15 protein-coding genes are annotated in these 17,223 nt (G+C 42.7%); 7 read left to right on the top strand and 8 right to left on the bottom strand.

Going from position 1 to position 17,223, the window contains the following annotated elements; translation table 11 throughout:
* The first annotated feature begins 394 nt into the window (after positions 1 to 394).
* The 3 genes from HMPREF1150_RS06000 to HMPREF1150_RS05990 all read left to right on the top strand — a co-directional run bounded on the left by HMPREF1150_RS06000 (position 395) and on the right by HMPREF1150_RS05990 (position 4,129).
* Positions 395 to 1,969 (top strand): ABC transporter ATP-binding protein, encoded by a 1,575-nt coding sequence (locus tag HMPREF1150_RS06000; protein WP_002896547.1) that lies wholly within the window; start codon positions 395 to 397, stop codon positions 1,967 to 1,969.
* 250 nt (positions 1,970 to 2,219) lie between these two features.
* Entirely contained in the window at positions 2,220 to 2,480 is a 261-nt protein-coding gene (locus tag HMPREF1150_RS05995; protein WP_001291476.1) for a SemiSWEET family transporter, read from the top strand.
* Positions 2,481 to 2,689: 209 nt separating this feature from the next.
* Positions 2,690 to 4,129 carry a 6-phospho-beta-glucosidase gene (locus HMPREF1150_RS05990; RefSeq protein WP_002896545.1) on the top strand — a complete coding sequence of 480 codons (1,440 nt, stop codon included), beginning with the start codon at positions 2,690 to 2,692 and terminating at the stop codon, positions 4,127 to 4,129.
* A gap of 97 nt (positions 4,130 to 4,226) precedes the next feature.
* Here HMPREF1150_RS05990 and HMPREF1150_RS05985 read toward each other — a convergent pair whose 3' ends face one another.
* The 4 genes from HMPREF1150_RS05985 to HMPREF1150_RS05970 all read right to left on the bottom strand — a co-directional run bounded on the left by HMPREF1150_RS05985 (position 4,227) and on the right by HMPREF1150_RS05970 (position 9,829).
* The gene (locus tag HMPREF1150_RS05985; RefSeq protein ID WP_009659715.1) at positions 4,227 to 5,174 is read right to left on the bottom strand and encodes an alpha/beta fold hydrolase; all 948 of its coding nucleotides are present in this window, start codon (positions 5,172 to 5,174) and stop codon (positions 4,227 to 4,229) included.
* A 395-nt stretch (positions 5,175 to 5,569) separates the two neighbouring features.
* Entirely contained in the window at positions 5,570 to 6,235 is a 666-nt protein-coding gene (locus HMPREF1150_RS05980; RefSeq protein ID WP_009659834.1) for an HXXEE domain-containing protein, read from the bottom strand.
* A gap of 16 nt (positions 6,236 to 6,251) precedes the next feature.
* Positions 6,252 to 8,030 carry a serine hydrolase gene (locus HMPREF1150_RS05975; RefSeq protein ID WP_009659645.1) on the bottom strand — a complete coding sequence of 593 codons (1,779 nt, stop codon included), beginning with the start codon at positions 8,028 to 8,030 and terminating at the stop codon, positions 6,252 to 6,254.
* A gap of 17 nt (positions 8,031 to 8,047) precedes the next feature.
* Positions 8,048 to 9,829, bottom strand: coding sequence for a serine hydrolase (locus HMPREF1150_RS05970; RefSeq protein WP_009659828.1), 1,782 nt, complete (start codon positions 9,827 to 9,829; stop codon positions 8,048 to 8,050).
* Positions 9,830 to 10,089: 260 nt separating this feature from the next.
* On the opposite strand from HMPREF1150_RS05970, the gene HMPREF1150_RS05965 reads away from it, so the two are divergent.
* The 4 genes from HMPREF1150_RS05965 to HMPREF1150_RS05950 all read left to right on the top strand — a co-directional run bounded on the left by HMPREF1150_RS05965 (position 10,090) and on the right by HMPREF1150_RS05950 (position 13,661).
* Positions 10,090 to 10,770 (top strand): response regulator transcription factor, encoded by a 681-nt coding sequence (locus tag HMPREF1150_RS05965; protein ID WP_002896543.1) that lies wholly within the window; start codon positions 10,090 to 10,092, stop codon positions 10,768 to 10,770.
* Position 10,771: 1 nt separating this feature from the next.
* Positions 10,772 to 11,647 (top strand): sensor histidine kinase KdpD, encoded by an 876-nt coding sequence (locus HMPREF1150_RS05960; protein ID WP_009659587.1) that lies wholly within the window; start codon positions 10,772 to 10,774, stop codon positions 11,645 to 11,647.
* A gap of 453 nt (positions 11,648 to 12,100) precedes the next feature.
* The gene (locus tag HMPREF1150_RS05955) at positions 12,101 to 12,934 is read left to right on the top strand and encodes a CPBP family intramembrane glutamic endopeptidase (protein WP_009659737.1); all 834 of its coding nucleotides are present in this window, start codon (positions 12,101 to 12,103) and stop codon (positions 12,932 to 12,934) included.
* 109 nt (positions 12,935 to 13,043) lie between these two features.
* Positions 13,044 to 13,661: a helix-turn-helix domain-containing protein gene (locus HMPREF1150_RS05950; RefSeq protein ID WP_009659809.1), complete on the top strand. Its 618-nt coding sequence runs from the start codon at positions 13,044 to 13,046 to the stop codon at positions 13,659 to 13,661.
* 110 nt (positions 13,662 to 13,771) lie between these two features.
* On the opposite strand, the gene HMPREF1150_RS05945 is transcribed toward HMPREF1150_RS05950, so the two are convergent.
* The 4 genes from HMPREF1150_RS05945 to HMPREF1150_RS05930 all read right to left on the bottom strand — a co-directional run bounded on the left by HMPREF1150_RS05945 (position 13,772) and on the right by HMPREF1150_RS05930 (position 17,182).
* The gene (locus HMPREF1150_RS05945; RefSeq protein ID WP_009659640.1) at positions 13,772 to 14,494 is read right to left on the bottom strand and encodes a lantibiotic ABC transporter permease; all 723 of its coding nucleotides are present in this window, start codon (positions 14,492 to 14,494) and stop codon (positions 13,772 to 13,774) included.
* Complete coding sequence (locus tag HMPREF1150_RS05940) at positions 14,487 to 15,419, bottom strand: ABC transporter ATP-binding protein (RefSeq protein WP_009659733.1); 933 nt, start codon at positions 15,417 to 15,419, stop codon at positions 14,487 to 14,489. The genes HMPREF1150_RS05945 and HMPREF1150_RS05940 overlap by 8 nt, the downstream gene beginning before the upstream one ends.
* 146 nt (positions 15,420 to 15,565) lie before the next feature.
* Positions 15,566 to 16,261: a lantibiotic ABC transporter permease gene (locus tag HMPREF1150_RS05935; protein ID WP_009659659.1), complete on the bottom strand. Its 696-nt coding sequence runs from the start codon at positions 16,259 to 16,261 to the stop codon at positions 15,566 to 15,568.
* A 12-nt stretch (positions 16,262 to 16,273) separates the two neighbouring features.
* Complete coding sequence (locus tag HMPREF1150_RS05930) at positions 16,274 to 17,182, bottom strand: ABC transporter ATP-binding protein (protein ID WP_009659585.1); 909 nt, start codon at positions 17,180 to 17,182, stop codon at positions 16,274 to 16,276.
* Between the last annotated feature and the right edge of the window lie 41 nt (positions 17,183 to 17,223).

A 17,223-nucleotide genomic window follows, 5' to 3' on the forward strand; every position in this document is an offset into this window, starting at 1 on the left:
ACTTTTCTAATATTCTGATTTTTCTTGAATTATTATTTTAATAGTTATACAATGTATTTAAAATAAAGCAAAGATAAAGAGATGGTAATATGAAAGTTATCACGATATATCTTAAGGTATGATACTGAAGATGGTAGTGTATATTTTAATATCAAAAATAATCATTCATTTTTGATTACGAATGAATTGAAGAAGAATATACAAGAAAATAAAACAACGGAAAGTGAATATATTGCCTATTTTGGAAGAGAATAAACATTTACTTGAAGAAAATGAGGTAAACAAATATTTAAAACAGATAGAAGATAGGAATAATGAGATTGTAATATTTGTTAAATTTATATAATAAAAATGGAGAGGAGTGCTAGCCACTCTCTTTTTCTAGGAGGGCATTGTGAATAAAATATTTCACTATCTGGACAAGAAAACGAAGTTTTATACTATCATTGGCGCACTGGCAAATGGAGGTTTGGCTCTTGCTCAACCCTTAGTCGTATCACAAGCCTTGTCCTTAAATCAAGGAGAATTGACTTATTCTAAAATTATACAGTTTGCTGTTTTTGGCTTTACAGTATACTTTGTCCTGTATAGCTTAATGCTCTTTTGTAATCATACACATAATGTTTTTCGTCGTGAAATTCAAATGAATATGAGGGCAGATTTATTTGGCAAGCTGATGACAAATAAAGATTTTAGCGAAGATGAAAAAATCACCATGCTCACACAAGATATGGAGTATTTGGGGGATAATTACTTAGAAAAATACGTCAATATCATTTGCTGGAGCTTTGTTGCATTACTAACAGCGATTTATATTATTTCGCAAAATTTGTTGCTAGGTAGCATTTTTGTCTTTTTCACTATTTTGCGTCCTATTCCTCAGTTCTTGATGAATAAAAGACTCAAACATACTGGTGATGACATGGCGCAAGGCAGAGTAGATGTTCATAATCAAGTATCTGATAGTATCCGAGGAGCACATACTCTACTCATGAACCAAGCAATTTCTGAAAATCAGAACAGATTTTGGAAGATTAATCTAAATTATCAACGAGCAATTCAAAAATTTTGCTTTACCCATAATATTATTTTCTTTTGCAACGGTTTCATGGTCTTTTTGAGCCAAGTTTTACCACTTGTTTTAGGTTTTTACTTTGCTATGGCTGGGCAGAAAGTGTCAGTGGCAAGTCTTGTTGCCATGTACATCGCAGCAGGTCAACTAGTGAGCCCTATTCAGACTATTATGTATGATGCTGTAGATATACAAGGGGCCAAAACGACAGCTGATAAGATTTTTGGAATATTAGAAATTGGAGATGTAAAACAGATAGATAAAAAAGATGCGCAAGAATTGCATGCCCTGCACATTAAAAATTTAAGTAAATCTTATGGTGACAGACAGCTTTTTACTCACTTAAACTTGGATGTTCAAGCAGGTCAGAAAGTTTTAATCAAAGGACCGAGTGGTTGTGGTAAGTCAACCTTGTTCCGACTCATTACTGGAGAAGAAATAGCAGATGAGGGAGAAATTATCGGCGTGACAACTGTTAATGAATGTACATCAAGTTTTGTATCCAGTATAGGAATTATTAACCAACACCCATTTCTCTTTAATGATACAGTGCGTTACAATTTGACCTTAGGACAAGAATTTTCTGAGGAAGAGCTGCTTGCTGTTTTGAAACAAGTCAAACTGGATTTTGAATTGACGGGTGGGCTGGATTTTATTATCAAGAATAACGGGGAGAATATTTCTGGGGGACAAAGGGTGCGGATTGAATTGGCACGCTTTCTTCTTCGTAGAAAAAATCTGTTGTTGGCTGATGAAGTAACAGCAACCCTAGATAAAGAAAACGCCCTCATGGTACGTGAACTACTATTTTCTCTTCCTGTTATGATGTTAGAAATTGCCCATCATATTGATGATGAAAGTAGATATCAACAAGTTGTAGATTTAGGAAAATATTGATTCTGGCCCAAAAGTCAGTTTTATCATAAAAAGAAGTAAATATTTCAGCAATAAAAGACCCAGTATCAAGATTTTTCAGCACATAAAAATATTTGTTTTTCTGCTTATAACTATTTTTCCTAACTTCACTCTTATTTCTTATCACAAGATTGTGATAGTTTACATCTTTATAACAAAAGTTTTAAAGACTTGATTGTTTTGAAAGAAGATTATAAAATAAGATTCAGCAAAAATGAAAGAGGCTTTGAAAATGTCTGAAAAACAAATGAAAGTTTTGGGTTGGGTAGCGACCTTCATGTCTGTTATGATGTATGTGTCTTACTTCCCACAAATCATGAACAACTTGGCTGGTCAAAAAGGAAACTTCATCCAGCCCTTGGTTGCAGCGATTAACTGCAGTCTCTGGGTCTACTATGGACTTTTCAAAAAGGAAAGAGATATCCCTCTTGCAGCAGCCAATGCACCCGGGATTGTTTTTGGCCTAGTAACGGCTATCACGGCTTTGATTTAAAAGGAACAGAGAAGACTGGTTTTCAGTCTTCTTTTTTTGTTTAAGGAGAGGGCAATTGCTTTTTTTGAGAGGATAATTTTTAAAAAATGATCTGATCAACTTAAATAGTAGAATAGTATCAGTATGTAACAATATTTTATAAGAAAAGGTTTACATAATGAGCTATAATATAAGTAAATGAACAAGCAAATAAGAAAGCGAGTAGAAATATGACTGAAAAACTGACTTTTCCGGATGGTTTTTTGTGGGGTGGAGCGACAGCTGCCAACCAATGCGAGGGCGCTTACGATGCGGATGGTCGCGGGCTGGCCAATGTAGACGTGGTGCCGATTGGTGAGGACCGTCTGGCCATCATCACGGGTAAGAAAAAGATGTTTGACTTTGAGGAAGGCTATTTCTACCCAGCTAAGGAAGCTATTGACATGTACCATCGCTTCAAGGAGGATATTGCTCTCTTTGGCGAGATGGGTTTTAAGACCTATCGTCTGTCCATTGCTTGGAGCCGGATTTTCCCTAAGGGGGATGAGCTGGAGCCCAATGAAGCTGGCCTGAAATTTTACGAAGACCTCTTTAAGGAATGCCACAAGTACGGTATTGAGCCCTTGGTGACCATTACTCACTTTGACTGTCCCATGCACTTGATTGAGCAATATGGTGGTTGGCGAAATCGTCTCATGCTGGAATTTTACGAGCGTCTCTGCCGCACTCTCTTTACCCGCTACAAGGGATTGGTCAAGTACTGGCTGACCTTCAATGAAATTAACATGATCCTCCATGCACCCTTTATGGGGGCTGGGCTCTGCTTTGAAGAAGGGGAAAATGAGGAGCAGGTCAAGTATCAAGCAGCCCATCATGAGCTAGTCGCGTCAGCCATTGCCACCAAGCTGGCTCATGAGATTGATCCGGAAAATAAGGTCGGCTGTATGTTAGCGGCGGGTCAAAATTATCCTAACACCTGTCATCCACGCGATGTATGGGCTGGTATGGAGGAAGACAGGAAAAACTATTTCTTCATTGATGTGCAGGCGCGTGGCGAATATCCCAACTATGCCAAGAAAGCTTGGGAGCGCGAGGGCATCACTGTCGAAATGACAGAAGAAGACCTGCAGCTGCTCAAGGAGCATACGGTGGACTTCATTTCCTTCTCTTACTACTCTAGCCGGGTAGCTTCGGGCGATTCTAAGGTCAATGAGCTGACCGAGGGCAATATCTTTGCTTCTCTCAAGAACCCTTATTTGGAAGCTTCTGAGTGGGGCTGGCAGATTGATCCGCTGGGCTTGCGTATTACGCTAAATACCATCTGGGATCGCTATCAAAAGCCCATGTTTATCGTGGAAAATGGTCTGGGTGCAGTGGATACTCCAGATGAAAATGGCTATGTGGCTGATGATTACCGGATTGACTACTTGGCGGCCCATGTCAAGGCCATGCGGGAAGCCATCAATGAGGACGGCGTGGTGCTGTGGGGCTACACGACCTGGGGCTGTATCGACCTAGTATCAGCCGGCACTGGCGAGATGAAGAAGCGCTATGGCTTTATCTACGTGGACCGGGACAATGAAGGTAAGGGGACACTCAAACGTTCCAAGAAAAAATCCTTTGACTGGTACAAGGAAGTCATCGCGACTAACGGAGCATCTGTGAAATAGAAAAAAGGCTGAGATATGAATGTTTCAGCCTTTTTCAAGTATGTATGTTTTATAGGAATTTTAGTCTAACTGAAATTTAAATACTTTTCAAGATTCATTATTTCAAGAAATCCTTTATTTGCTGGGCGATTTCCTTTGGCTTTTCGTCATGGATATAGTGGGAGCCTTCTAATGTTACAAGTTTGGCTTGGGCATTCTGCGCGACAAACTCTTTTTCCAGCTTGGGAGCTTCTCCGCCTTTTTGGACAGCTGCAAAGATAAGAGTCGGAATCTGCGGCACGGGTTCTTTGTTAATTGTTTCAACATTTTTCTTCCGATTCTTGACTTCGTTCATGACCGCCTGGGTGATTGACCGCTGGTGGAACAAGGCTTTAAAGACAGCTTTTTCCTGATCATTGAGAGCCCCAGACTTTATGGTTGGGCTGCTATTTTCATCAAAGAAAATCGGCAGGCGAGCCAAGCCTAGCATTCTCCCCAGCTGGATAGTCTGATAAGAACCATAAAATTTCTGCTGGTCGGCCACCTCTGTATGAGGCATGGTCATATCCAGCCCGATAATAGCTTCTACTTCTTCTGGGTAATGATTGGCCCAGTGAATCGTTTCTAAACCGGCAATCGAATGTGGTACCAGGACATAAGGACCGGATATCTTAGCAGCTTTGAGGGCCGTACGTGTCTGCTCCACTTGTCTATCCAATGAGCGGTCATCGTTTCCATCATCGCTGTAACCATAGCCCAGACGTTCTACCACGACGATACGATAATCATCCTCCAGCTTGGAATAAAGAGCTTTGAAATCCAGCACCGGAGCATTGGTGCCCAGTCCTGCTAGAAAAACCAAAGTCTTCTTGCCCTTGCCAGCAGTGTAGACATTAAGCTTCTTACCCTCTACCTCGACTAGCTGACCAATCGGCTTCTCAATGAGTTTGCTTTCCTGAGCTATTTGAAAGCGGTGATAGAGAAAGATAGCCAATAAGGCCAGAGCTAAGAGTCCTACCAGCCAAGTGATTGTTTTAAGGATAAATATAAAGATTCTTTTCAACATAGGGATTCCTTTCTGTTCATCATATTTTAGATTCGCATACTTTTATTTATAATCTTTACTTCAAGCGGTCGTATAGTGATTTACACTAAAAGCGAATAGAAGTTTAATCAGGTAAAGTGATAAAAGAGCTGTCATACTGATTGGCAATTTACTGTAACTAATAAGAAGAATGCAACCCAACCCCGCCATAGAAGCACCAGTTAATGCTTGCTCCCTGCAATCTTTCAGTAGTTCTCTAACAAACATTAGATATGTCTGGTTGGCCGCAAGGCCAAACTTAAAATAGCAGAATAAAACTAGGCAACTTTTTGGTTTTCGGTGAGTATTAGTCACTCAGCTATGCCTTCGACTTCTCATAGAATTTTTAAAGAAGATTATGAAATGGGAAAGGGAATTCAGTTTTTTTCCCTTGCAATATATTTTTCATAATAACGATTGCTATCAAAAGGATAAGGGGTCTCTTTTGATTTGAACAGTTGCTCAGGGATAAGAACGACACTACTTACAAGAACTATTCCACTGATAATGGCTAAAATGATTATTGGCAAACCGGGGAGATTTGTAGGATACTGGCTCAGAACATAGTAGAGAGCATGAAGCGTAAAGACAACCGCTGTCGCAAAACCTGGGTTATAAATGGTTCTTTTTCCTACTGTACGAAAACGTCGGTACATACTGAACCCAAAAATCAGGTGGCCAATCATTTCAAAAAAGCAAAAGATAAGATTCCAGATGACAATGATCTGATTGACACCGTAGAAAAGACAGACAATACCAATTAATTCAGCTAACATAATAGTCAGCATATCAGAAAATTGATTCATAGGATAGCGATCGGGCTGTTGAGAGCGCCGAAGCATATTGTAGTTATAATGAAAACCGCCAGGAAATCTCCATTCCTCTAGACAGTGCAAAGGGAGCATGACATAGATTATAGCGACAAATCTGCTTCCAGCATCTAGTGTAGTCCAAAGTGTGATAAGATATAAGAGAATACCGATTCCCATAGCAAAGAGAATGGGAATCCAGATTTTTAACCAACCAGAAATCAGTTTGAACATAACAACACCTCATTTATCAAAGTACCCACCACTGGTAAAGAGACCAGTAAAGGATGTTAGCGACCACTGCCAAAGCAGATAGACTGGTCATGGCCGTCAGGAAGAGGCGGCCTTTGCTGAGCTTTTCTCTGGATTTTCTGAAGAGCGGCAGCAGAGCAGCAGCGGTTAGCAGGAGTCCCAAGGCAGCAAAGAGCATGTAGCGCCAATGAGCTAGAGAATCAAGGTCATCTGACATCAAAGGTATCATAATCATTAGCAGGTTTAGGGGAACAGCCAGAATACCAAGAGAAGTCAGTAGATTCCAGATCTTCCAGGTGCGGTCTGTACGGTCAACCGTTTTTCGGGAAATCAAGCGATAAGCTCCTAATAAAAGGCTGATGATGAGCGTTCCAGAACTATAGACAATTCCAAGGATGCCTAAACCTAAGATGATATAGTCCTTATAGAAGTCGAAAGCAGAGATTTTCTCATAGTCTACCACAGCGACGGGAATTGTAATCTTTCCCTTGCTCTCATAGATGGTCCAAAAATTGGTACTCAAGATTCGGTTCTGAGCAGGATTGTCAATCTTCTCTATTGAGGGCATCATGAGTCTAAGAAAGGATAAGGGGCCATGGAGAAAGGTACGTGGAGAACGGTAGTAGCCTGGTGTAAACTGCTTTTGGGTATCTTCGTCAGCTGTTTTACGTTTTCCGAAAACCAGTTCAGGCATTTGGTAGTTGTAATTCTCTTCCATGCTTTGATTGGTCATGACTATGTAGCCGATGCCACTTTCCAAGTCTAGCATGAGACGAGAGCTGAAACCATCAGTATTGCCGCCGTGGCCAATGATGCTGACTCCGTATTCATTGATCCAAAAACCGTGGGCATTGCGAGCAATGTCTGTACCTGGATAAGTCGAAGTGGGATTGTAGAGGGTATTCCAAGTTTCTGGACGTTCAAAGAGAACCTTGCGCCCCAGCAGAGCCTGAGCAAATTTCTGTAAATCCTCCAAGGTACTGGCTGCTTGGCCAATTGAGTAGAGACCATATTCATAAAAAGCTGTCCCTAATGAATTTCCCTTTGTATCATAGGCCTTAGATTCTTGACGTTTTTTCTGGACATAGGGATTATCAGATAAGTTCGGTAGGAGAGCTGTCTTGTCCATGCCAAGCGGCTGGAAGATATGCTCGTGGGTATAGTCAGCAAAGGTCTGACCGGAAATCCGCTCGACAATCAGAGAAGCGAGCCCAGCACCATAGTTGGAATAAGAGGTTACTGTTCCAGGTTCAAAGGACTGGACAGGCTGGAGCATGCGTAGATTTTCCTCTATATTTTTATCACCTTTTGTGTAAGACAGAGATTCATCAAATCCCGTCTGATGATTCATGAGATCCAGCATTGTGATAGCTTTGTCGAAGTGCAGATTTTTAAGAAAATTCTCTGGCAGGTAGGTCTTGATATCTTCCTCTAGGTCAATCTTTCCTTGTTCCCAGAGTTGCATGACAGCTATCCAGACGGTCAGCTTGGTCACAGAGCCCCAATCAAAGACGCTGCTGTTGTCAGCTTTGATGCCTTTTTCTTTATCCATATAACCGAAGTTGCCTTGGTAAATGGTGCTATCCTTGTCAAAGACTGCTGTTTCCATAGCGGCAGTCGTCTTTTCATGCTCCTTGACATAGTCTTGGATTTTTTGCCCAACTTGGTTGCGGTCAATGCCAGATGGGAGTTTCTGTTCTTCAGCCAGTGTGGTAATTGGTCGAAAGAGTCCTAAAGTCAGAAAAGTTAAAAGGATTAGGGAAAATGTTTTTTTCATAGCTGGCTCCTTTCATATTAGAATACCCGCCACTGATAGAGGGACCAATAGAGGATATTAGCGGCCACTGCTAAAGCAGATAGGCTGGTCACGGCTGTTAGGAAGAGGTGGCCTTTACTGAGCTTTTCTCTGGACTTTCTGAAGAGAGGTAACAGAGCGGCTGCGGTTAGCAGGAGTCCCAAGGCAGCAAAGAGCATGTAGCGCCACTGAGCGATTTCGCTGAAATCTCCCGAAGTTGCTGACATGAATAGCAGAAAGAGATTGATTGGGACAGCCAAAATACCAACAGCTGTTAGAAGGTTCCAGACCTTCCAAGTGCGGTCTGGCTGGTCTTGTTTCTTGCGAAAGATAAGCCGATAGACTCCTAGAAGAGGGCTGATGAGGAGCAGGCCGAGGGCGTAGATGATACCAAGTCCGGCCAAGCCTAGAACAACATAGTCTTTAAAGAAATCAAAGTCAGAGACTTTCTCATAGTCTGCGACAGCCACTGCGATACGGGTCTTGCCTTGGGTCTGATAAATGGTCCAGAAGTTGTTTGGCAATCGCTGATCGTCAGATGGTTCCTGCAAGTAGTCTGCGGAGGCTGGAATCATTTTAAAGATAGCTAGAGGGCCTTGATTAAAGTTGCGCAGAGTGCGATAATAGCCAGGACTGAACTGCTCTTGGGTTTCCTTGCTGGCCGTTTTACGTGGCCCAAAGACGAGCTCTGGCATTTGGAAATTATAATTTTGCTCTGTACCTTGATTAGTCATGACGACATAGCCGATACCGTGTTCCAAGTCCAACATTATCCGTGAAGTAGAGCCAGCTGTATTTCCGCCGTGGCCCAACACAGTAGTACCGTATTCGTTGGCCCAAAAGCCATGAGCATTGCGGATGATATCCGTGTCAGGGTAGGTGGAACTGGCAGTATAGAGGGTGTTCCAGGTCTCTGGGCGATCAAAGAGCGTCTTGCGAGCCAGCAGGGCTTGGGCGAACTTCTCCAAGTCTTTAAAGGTGCCAGTAGCCGCTCCGGTAGGATAGATGCTAGTGATGAAATGGTCCTTGCTCAGCAAGTTTCCTTTAGTGTCGTAACCCTTGGTTTCTTGACGCTTTTTCTGAACGTAGGAATTGTCTGATAGATCCGGCAAAATAGCCGTTTTATCCATGCCCAGTGGTTGGAAAATATGCTCATGGGCATAGTCGGCAAAAGTCTGACCAGAGATTCGCTCGACAATCAGAGCAGCCAAGCCAGCACCGTAATTTGAATAAGCTGTGACTGTACCGGGTTCAAAGGACTGGATAGGTTGTTGTTCTTTAAGGATTTCTTCGATACTTTTGTCACTTCGCATGTAGAAGGTAGTCTCGTCAAATCCTGCCTGATGATTCATGAGATCCAGCATGGTGATAGGTTTGTCATAGCGGAGATTTTTGAGGAACCCCTCTGGCAGATAGGTACGGATGTCTTCTTCTAGGTTAATCTTACCTTGCTCCCAGAGCTGCATGACAGAGAGCCAGACGGTCAGCTTGGTCACAGAGCCCCATTCAAAGACGCTATCGTCATCGGCCTTGATGCCTTTTTCCTTGTTCATATAGCCAAAATTGCCTTGATAAATGGTACCGTCCTTGTCAAAGACTGCCGTTGCCATGCCGGCTGTTGTCTTTTCATGTTCCTTGACATAGTCTTGGATTTTCTGGCCGATCTGGTCCCGTTCGATACCAGAGGGTAGCTTTTGAGACTCCTCAGCCAGCGCAGTAGCTGGCTGGAAGAGTCCTAGAGTTATAATCGTTAGAAGCGTTAGAATAAATGATTTTTTCATGCGGCTCTCCTTTTTTCCTTAGCCCTCAAGGGCGAAAGTAATACTTCTAAAAACGATTTTGCAAAAAATTTTAAACATTCTGAGCCTCCTTTTTATAGCACATGCATTTCTTATTTCTTTCTATTTTAAAGTCCGATTCTCAAATATCCTTCAAGTAATTCTAAAATATTTCTAAAGTTTTTCGAATAGTCCATCTTTTATTGACTTAGCCTCTTATCCTTGCTACACTAGTGATAGGAAATTTCTGGAGGCGAGTGTTTATGGCTCATATTTTACTCATCGAAGACAATAGTGATATTCATGAAATTCTAAAAGAACTTTTTCAGAAGGAACACACGGTTTATTCTGCCTATTCGGGGACAGAGGGCATTTCGCTGTTTGAGCGGGAGGAGATTGATTTGGTTCTTCTGGACATCATGCTGCCGGGGAAGAATGGCGATGAAGTGTTGAGGGAAATTCGCAGCAGCAATGCTACGGTGCCAGTGGTTATGCTGACAGCCCTTGGGGAGAAAGCGCTGGTTAGCCAGTATCTGCTGAATGGTGCCAATGATTATATTGTCAAACCTTTCAATCTGGATGAGGTTTTTGCCCGTATCACCGTGCAGCTGCGCAGCCAGCAGGCTTTGACCGGCGAGGAAGAAGGCCAGTCCTTTAAAAATATCCGTCTGCTCAAGGCTACCTTTGAGGCGGTCTGTGGTGAGAAAAGCGTCCGTTTGAGCAAGAAAGAATATCATATCCTCCAGCTCTTGCTCCGTCATCCCAAGAAGATCTACACCAAGGAAGAGCTCTTTGAGCAGGTCTGGGAAGAGAGCTATCTGCCTGGGGATAATACCCTGAATACCCACCTCAGCAACCTACGTAAGAAACTGGCTCAGTTGGACCCGACAGAAGAATACATAGAGACTGTTTGGGGTCTGGGTGTCCGTCTCAAGGAGGACTGATATGTTGGTGTTAGTCATTTTATTTGCCCTTATCAGTCTGTTTCTGGCTATTGGTTTCATACGCTATCATCTGGCGGTCAAGGATGTGGCACAGCAGATTCGTCGGAAGCGGCAGACAGGGAGCCAGAATCGTCTGACTCCTGCTGCTCATGCACCTAGTATTTTGGAGCTGACAGAGGAAGCAGAACTGCTCTTTGGGGAGCTAGATAAGACGACCTTTGTCGTCCAGCAGGAAAAGAAGACGCTGGATATGGCTATCAGTAATATCGCCCATGATATCCGCACTCCTCTGACCATTGCCAGTGGCTACACCCAGCAGCTCTTGAAGGATGATAGTCAGGAAAGTCAGCAGCTAATCAAAATTGCAGATAGTCTGGGAATGGTATCCAAACGGCTGGAAGCCTTGATGGAGTATCGCCGGCTGATGGAGGGTGCCATTCGAGCCAATGTCCAGCCGACAGATATATCCCAGCTGGTAACCCAGCAGCTTTTTACTTATTATGACGCCTTTCAGAAAGCCCAGATTGACCTGCAGGTAGAGTTAGCTGAAGGTCTAGAGCTAGAGACAGACCCAGAAATTCTTGAGCGCATTGTTCAAAATATGATAAGCAATGTCCTCAAGCACGGCCGTAAGACCGCCAGCATTTCTCTGAAAAAAGAGGGCGAGCATTGTATCTTTACCGTCAAAAATATCGTCCAGCAGCCTATCCAATATCTGGATAAGCTGACCAATCGCTTTTACTCAGAAAACCTATCCAGCAGCGAGGAGTCTTCAGGGTTGGGGCTCTACATCACCCAGCAGTTAGTCGAAATCCTAGGCGGGGACTTGACAATGAAAGCCGAGGACGACTGGTTTGAACTGGTTGTGACTTTGTAAAAAAGACTTGAAAAAGCAAAAAAGAAAGGCTAAGCTCTATTAGCTAGCCTCAAAATCCGCTCATAAACCTCAGCTAATTTTCGAATTGGCTGAGGTTTATTTTTAGATTAAATCAAAGAAATGCATGATAAAAATGTCTTTTTGTTTTGTGATTTGAAAAGCAAGTCATATCAGCGAGGTCATTTTAACAGTCAAAGTGAAAAATCAGCCAACTGCTCTAAACCCTTGATATAACTGACTTGCAACTGACAGTTGACAATGATTCCAAGTTCAATCACTCAAAAAGCAACTAGATTTTTTCTTTATTCCAAGTCCAGTCGCTAGAAAGGCAACTGGCTTTTTTGTTAATCTGAAAGCAGAAGCCGAGTTTTTGATTTCGGAATGAACGAGTTGCTGTCTTTGAAGATTTGGATCAAAAACTTGAGTTTAATTATATTATAAGGAGGTATTCTCATGAATACAGAAACAACTATCAAACCACAACCAAAACTAATTTTGCCGTTCCTAGCTTGGAACTTCGGCTGGACATGGGGATTCTGGCTGCTGGACATTATCCTCAAAAACCTTTGGCCAGACAGCCCACCTACAGCCTATCTTGCTCTTGAAGCTATTCTAAATGGTATTGCTATGTTTGGGCCTATGCTGGCCAGCCTGATCGTACTGAAAAAGAAAGGCTTCAAGGCCATTTGCTCCTATCTCTTTTCAGGCAAGAAAGAGACCTGGCTCTACTTGCTAATCTATGGTGGCGGTCTGACTGCCTTCTATGCCCTAGCTTCTGGTGGCAAGCTGGTAGACGGCGCTTTAGTAAGCTTTCCTTGGTTTTTTATCTATTGTATTGTCCTATCGGGCGGGATTGAAGAATTTGGCTGGCGCGGCTTCCTACAGCCGGCCTTAGAGAAAAAGTTTTCTTTCTTTGTCTCTACCTTGATGACCGGTGTTATTTGGGCCATCTGGCATATTCCTCTCTGGTTTTACGATCGCTTTTATGATAGAAGCCAGGATCTTTTCTCAGTTTATATCATTTTCTGTATCCTTCTATCTTTTTGGCTTGCAGCTCTGTATAAGAAGACCCAGTCTGGCCTTGCTTGTAACATCTTTCATGCGCTCTCCAACACCCTCATCCCGACTTTTGTTGGAATAGCTCAAGCTAACAATCAATTGGATTTCTCTCAAGTCAATCCCTTCCTTTACTTTGGCGGTGTGATTCTCCTGACACTTTATAGTATCTATCTCTGGTATCGGACGGATAGGGAGGAAAAAGCACTTCCGTCTAAAGAAGAAATCTAGCATTGTATGAAGAGGTGACAGGCAGACTTTGCAGTCTCTCCGCCTTGTGCTATAATAAGTTTCAATGAAAGAAAGTATAAAAAATAAGAAAGAATAGGTAAAATAATCCATGAATCTATCAGACAGAATCCAGTACCTGCGGAAAGCGCGGGGCATTTCGCAGGAGGGGCTAGCCGACCAACTCGGTGTGTCCAGACAGGCTGTTTCCAAGTGGGAGAGTGAGCAGAGTATGCCTGATTTGGATAAGATCATTTCCATGAGTGACTATTTTGAGGTGACCACAGACTATCTGCTCAAGGGAATTGAGCCTGTAGTCCAGAAAGAGGAAGAGCAGTCAATCGAGCACAGGAGAATAGCCAGCAATATTTGCTATCAACTTTCTCTTGGCTTGGTCGGTCTGGGTATCATCCTCTCCATTATCCTAGCTGATTTTCTCAAAATTAGTGTCTTGCTAACGCCGGTGCTGATCGTCCAGGGAGTAGGGCTGCTGGTGTGGGGAACAGGCCGCAATCTATCCGAGGTAAGACCTTCTTTTCAGGTTAAGCTAGCCTTGATTTTATTCCTGCTTTTTGTTCCCCTTGGATTTCTATCTAATGTTCTTTTTCCTATGGGCAAGATCTTTCCATATCCGACCAGTCTGGCAGCTAGTCTTGCTTTTGTCACTTTCTACCTTATCCTAGGAGTCTGCATCAGTCTGTTCTTGAAAAAGCAAGATTGGAAGCAGTGAAAGAAAGCCGATAAAGCCGGCTAGACCAGAAAGGGTGAAATCCGCTCATCATCCAATTAAAATCCGCTCAAAAAAACTCAGCTAATTTAGTGATTAGCTGAGTTTTTATTTTACAAATCTCTCTTCTTCAGTGTAGCCAGTCCTGCTAAGCTAAAGACCGTGATCAGACTGAGAGCAAAGATAGCTGTTTTGGTGATGACACCTGGTATTGAAGCGTCTCCGTAGACGAACTCCATCTTGATAGCCTTGAACCATTCATTATTGGCATCAACCATTTGACTAGGGAGGCCGAGTAAGATGTAGGTCATGATATAGGTGATAAAGACGACACTATAGTTTCGAGTCAAGTAGAGGACAAAGCTGGTAATGCAGTACCAAGCATAGGTACAGATGACCTGCATGACAAAGAGTATTGCGAATTGTCCCCAGAAATTAGCTGGCAGGGTTCCCATATTACCGCCGGTTCGGACAAATTCGATGACAATACCAAAAATGTAGAGCAATATGAATTGTAGAGGAAGTAAGCTACCGATAGTCAGTGATTTAGAGAAGTAATACTGGGTCCGAGTCTTGCCTGTAGTCAGGTTATTGTGATAAAGTTTGTCATTGAGATCAACACCGAGAAGCAAGCTAGTCATGACATTGCAGGCAATAAAGAGCATGCCGCTGTTGTAGGAGACGACATCTATGGCAAAAAAGATACCGTTGTCGGAACTGACAACTTTGGAAGTGAAAATGCCGAGGAGAATTCCAAAGATGCAGAAAGCCTGCACTCCCCAGAATCCTACGGAGCGGAAGAGACGGTAGTAATCCGCCTTGATACTATTAAACATGAGTGTTTCCTCCTTGTTGGTTGATTAAGTCTGTAAAGTATTTTTCTAAGTCTTTGTGGGCGTAGTAGATTTCCCCGATTGGGATGTCGGCTAGGACTAGTTCCTTGGCAATCTTGCGAATTTCTTGTACCTTACCGGAAATATGCAGCTCATCTTCCTTGTTGGTCGGTCTGAGCTGGTAGCCTAGCTTGTCTTGCACTAAATGAGCAGCTTGCTTGATATTATCCGTTTTGAGGATGATATAGTCGCCGCTTTCTCGGTCAAATTCTTCCTTAGAAAGCTCCTTGATGAAATGCCCTTGATTGATAAAGCCAAAGCGAGTTGCTACTAGATAAAGCTCGGACAGGATATGGCTGGAAATGATGATGGTGATGCCTAATTCTTGATTGAGGCGCTTGACCATTTCTCTAAATTCCTGAATCCCAACTGGATCTAAACCATTGATGGGCTCGTCCAGAATGAGCAAGTCGGGACGCCCCAAAATGGCAATGGCAATGCCCAACCGCTGTTTCATCCCTAGAGAGAAATTGCGGAATTTTTTCTTTCCAGTATCGGTCAGGCCGACATATTGCAGGGTTTCTTTGATGACTTTGTCAGCATTTGGAATGCCCCGGTCGGTACAGTAGTAGCGCAGATTTTCATAGGCCGACATGTGGGCATGAGCTACAGGGGTCTCGATAACAGATCCAGTATGGCTGAGGGCCTTGGTCCATTCTTGTTGGTTCTGAGAGCCCAGGACAGACACGGACCCTCCGCTAGGATAGATGACTTGAGTGATGATTTTGATCAGTGTGGTCTTACCAGCACCGTTTTTTCCGATGAGACCGTAGATCTCTCCTTTCTTGATGGAAAGACTGACGTCTTTCAGAGCATATTGATCACCGTATTTTTTAGTGAGTCCTTTCACTTCTAAAACATTTTGCATGATGTTTCTCCTTTAATTACTTTGTTTATACTTTTAGTATACAAACTAAATTTCAAATATTTCTCAAGAAATTCTAAAATATTTCTAAAGAAATTTAAAATTGAAAAAAATTAAAATGAGCCAGTCAAGAACTGGCTCATTCTCTACTATAAATCCTTTTTGTGGAAAGTATAAAGACTTGCTGCGGTGAAGACGGTTCCTAAAAACAAGGCGATTAGAACAATTCTCAAGGTTACACCGTTGCTTTGAAGTGTCTCAAAATCAAAGCTCATGGTTAAATGCTGTAGCCACAGAGACTTGGGATAAAGTTGCGCAAGAGCTCCGGTTAAGGATGCGCAGAAAAGGTAACCTCCCAGGGCAGCAATCATAGATTTACTCAGATAAAGAATAAAGGAAATAATAGCTGTCCAAGCAATGACAGTCAGGCACTGCACAAAGAATAGAAGAATAAACTGAAGCAGGAAGGTAGCGGATAAATCACCGATACCGTTTAGGATAGCAGCTAGGATAAAGTTGATGCTATAATAGAGAGCCAACTGCAGGAACGTTACGCAGACCATGACTAGGGCTTTAGAGACGAAGAAACTGGTACGGGAAACGCCGCTGGTTAAAGTATTCTTGTAAAGCTGCTTGTTCAGATCTGTTCCGATGACGACCATAGAGAGGATAATGATGATAAAAGTATTATTACCGATAGCGTTGGACACCGCTTGTATAAGCTGGACGGCATTTAATTTGCCAAAGACTGCGCTCAAGGTCGTCAGTAGAAAAATGAATTCGGTAATCCAAACAGCCTTGGAACGAAAGAAACGGTAAAAATCTGCTTGAAAAGTATGTAACATGGTTTTTTCTCCTTACTGGACTAAATCTGTAAAGTATTTTTCTAAATCTTTGTGAGCTGCATAGATACCATTGACATGAATGTTGGATAGGACCAACTCCCTGTTGATGTCATTTAGTTCCTGTTCTTGGGCGACAATGTGCAACTCGTCAGATTTATCAGCGTCCTTGAGCTGATAGTGGAGCTTGCCTTGGATGAGATTGGCAGCCTGATCTCTATCGCTGGTTTTGAGGACGATATAATCTTCGCTGGCTCGGTCAAAATCGTCTTTGGTGAATTCTGCGACAAGGCGTCCTTGGTCAATCACGCCAAACTTGGTGGCTACCAGATAAAGCTCAGACAAGATGTGGCTGGAAATGATAAAAGTGATTCCCAATTCTTGGTTGAGTCGCTGAATCATCAGTCGAAATTCCTTGATGCCAAGCGGATCTAGGCCGTTGATGGGCTCGTCTAAAATCATGAGTTCAGGCTTGCTGATAAGGGCAATAGCGATCCCTAAGCGCTGCTTCATTCCTAGCGAAAAGTTGCGGAATTTCTTTTTACCAGTATTGCTCAATCCGACATAGGCCAGGGTTTTCTTGATGAGCTGGTCGGACTGGGCAATCTGATGGACCTTGCAGTAGTAGTTGAGGTTTTGATAAGCAGTCATCTGATTGTAAGCGACTGGTGTTTCGATGACGGTTCCTATTTTGCGCAGGGCTTCATTCCATTCCTTAGAGTTTTGCGAACCAAAGACAGACACGGTTCCGCTGTTGGCATGAATGAGCCGGCTAATGGTCTTGAGAAGAGTGGTCTTACCAGCTCCGTTCTTGCCAATCAGTCCATAAATATCGCCTTTCTGAATCGAAAGACTCACATGATCGAGGGCATATTGCTGACCATATTGTTTGGTAACTTGCTTTACTTCTAAAACAGTTTGCATGGTATATTCTCGCTTTCTTAGGTTTAACTAAAGTATACAAA

It is taken from the genome of Streptococcus sp. AS14, from assembly GCF_000286495.1.
In the GTDB taxonomy this organism is placed as follows: domain Bacteria; phylum Bacillota; class Bacilli; order Lactobacillales; family Streptococcaceae; genus Streptococcus; species Streptococcus sanguinis_P.

Coding starts and splice junctions, on each gene's coding strand:
- HMPREF1150_RS05995 (WP_001291476.1), top strand. CDS start 2,220: ATGTCTGAAAAACAAATGAAAGTTTTGGGTTGGGTAGCGACCTTCATG.
- HMPREF1150_RS05980 (WP_009659834.1), bottom strand. CDS start 6,235: ATGTTCAAACTGATTTCTGGTTGGTTAAAAATCTGGATTCCCATTCTC.
- HMPREF1150_RS05935 (WP_009659659.1), bottom strand. CDS start 16,261: ATGTTACATACTTTTCAAGCAGATTTTTACCGTTTCTTTCGTTCCAAG.
- HMPREF1150_RS05940 (WP_009659733.1), bottom strand. CDS start 15,419: ATGCAAAATGTTTTAGAAGTGAAAGGACTCACTAAAAAATACGGTGAT.
- HMPREF1150_RS05950 (WP_009659809.1), top strand. CDS start 13,044: ATGAATCTATCAGACAGAATCCAGTACCTGCGGAAAGCGCGGGGCATT.
- HMPREF1150_RS05955 (WP_009659737.1), top strand. CDS start 12,101: ATGAATACAGAAACAACTATCAAACCACAACCAAAACTAATTTTGCCG.
- HMPREF1150_RS05960 (WP_009659587.1), top strand. CDS start 10,772: ATGTTGGTGTTAGTCATTTTATTTGCCCTTATCAGTCTGTTTCTGGCT.
- HMPREF1150_RS05975 (WP_009659645.1), bottom strand. CDS start 8,030: ATGAAAAAAACATTTTCCCTAATCCTTTTAACTTTTCTGACTTTAGGA.
- HMPREF1150_RS05990 (WP_002896545.1), top strand. CDS start 2,690: ATGACTGAAAAACTGACTTTTCCGGATGGTTTTTTGTGGGGTGGAGCG.
- HMPREF1150_RS05985 (WP_009659715.1), bottom strand. CDS start 5,174: ATGTTGAAAAGAATCTTTATATTTATCCTTAAAACAATCACTTGGCTG.
- HMPREF1150_RS05930 (WP_009659585.1), bottom strand. CDS start 17,182: ATGCAAACTGTTTTAGAAGTAAAGCAAGTTACCAAACAATATGGTCAG.
- HMPREF1150_RS05970 (WP_009659828.1), bottom strand. CDS start 9,829: ATGAAAAAATCATTTATTCTAACGCTTCTAACGATTATAACTCTAGGA.
- HMPREF1150_RS05965 (WP_002896543.1), top strand. CDS start 10,090: ATGGCTCATATTTTACTCATCGAAGACAATAGTGATATTCATGAAATT.
- HMPREF1150_RS05945 (WP_009659640.1), bottom strand. CDS start 14,494: ATGTTTAATAGTATCAAGGCGGATTACTACCGTCTCTTCCGCTCCGTA.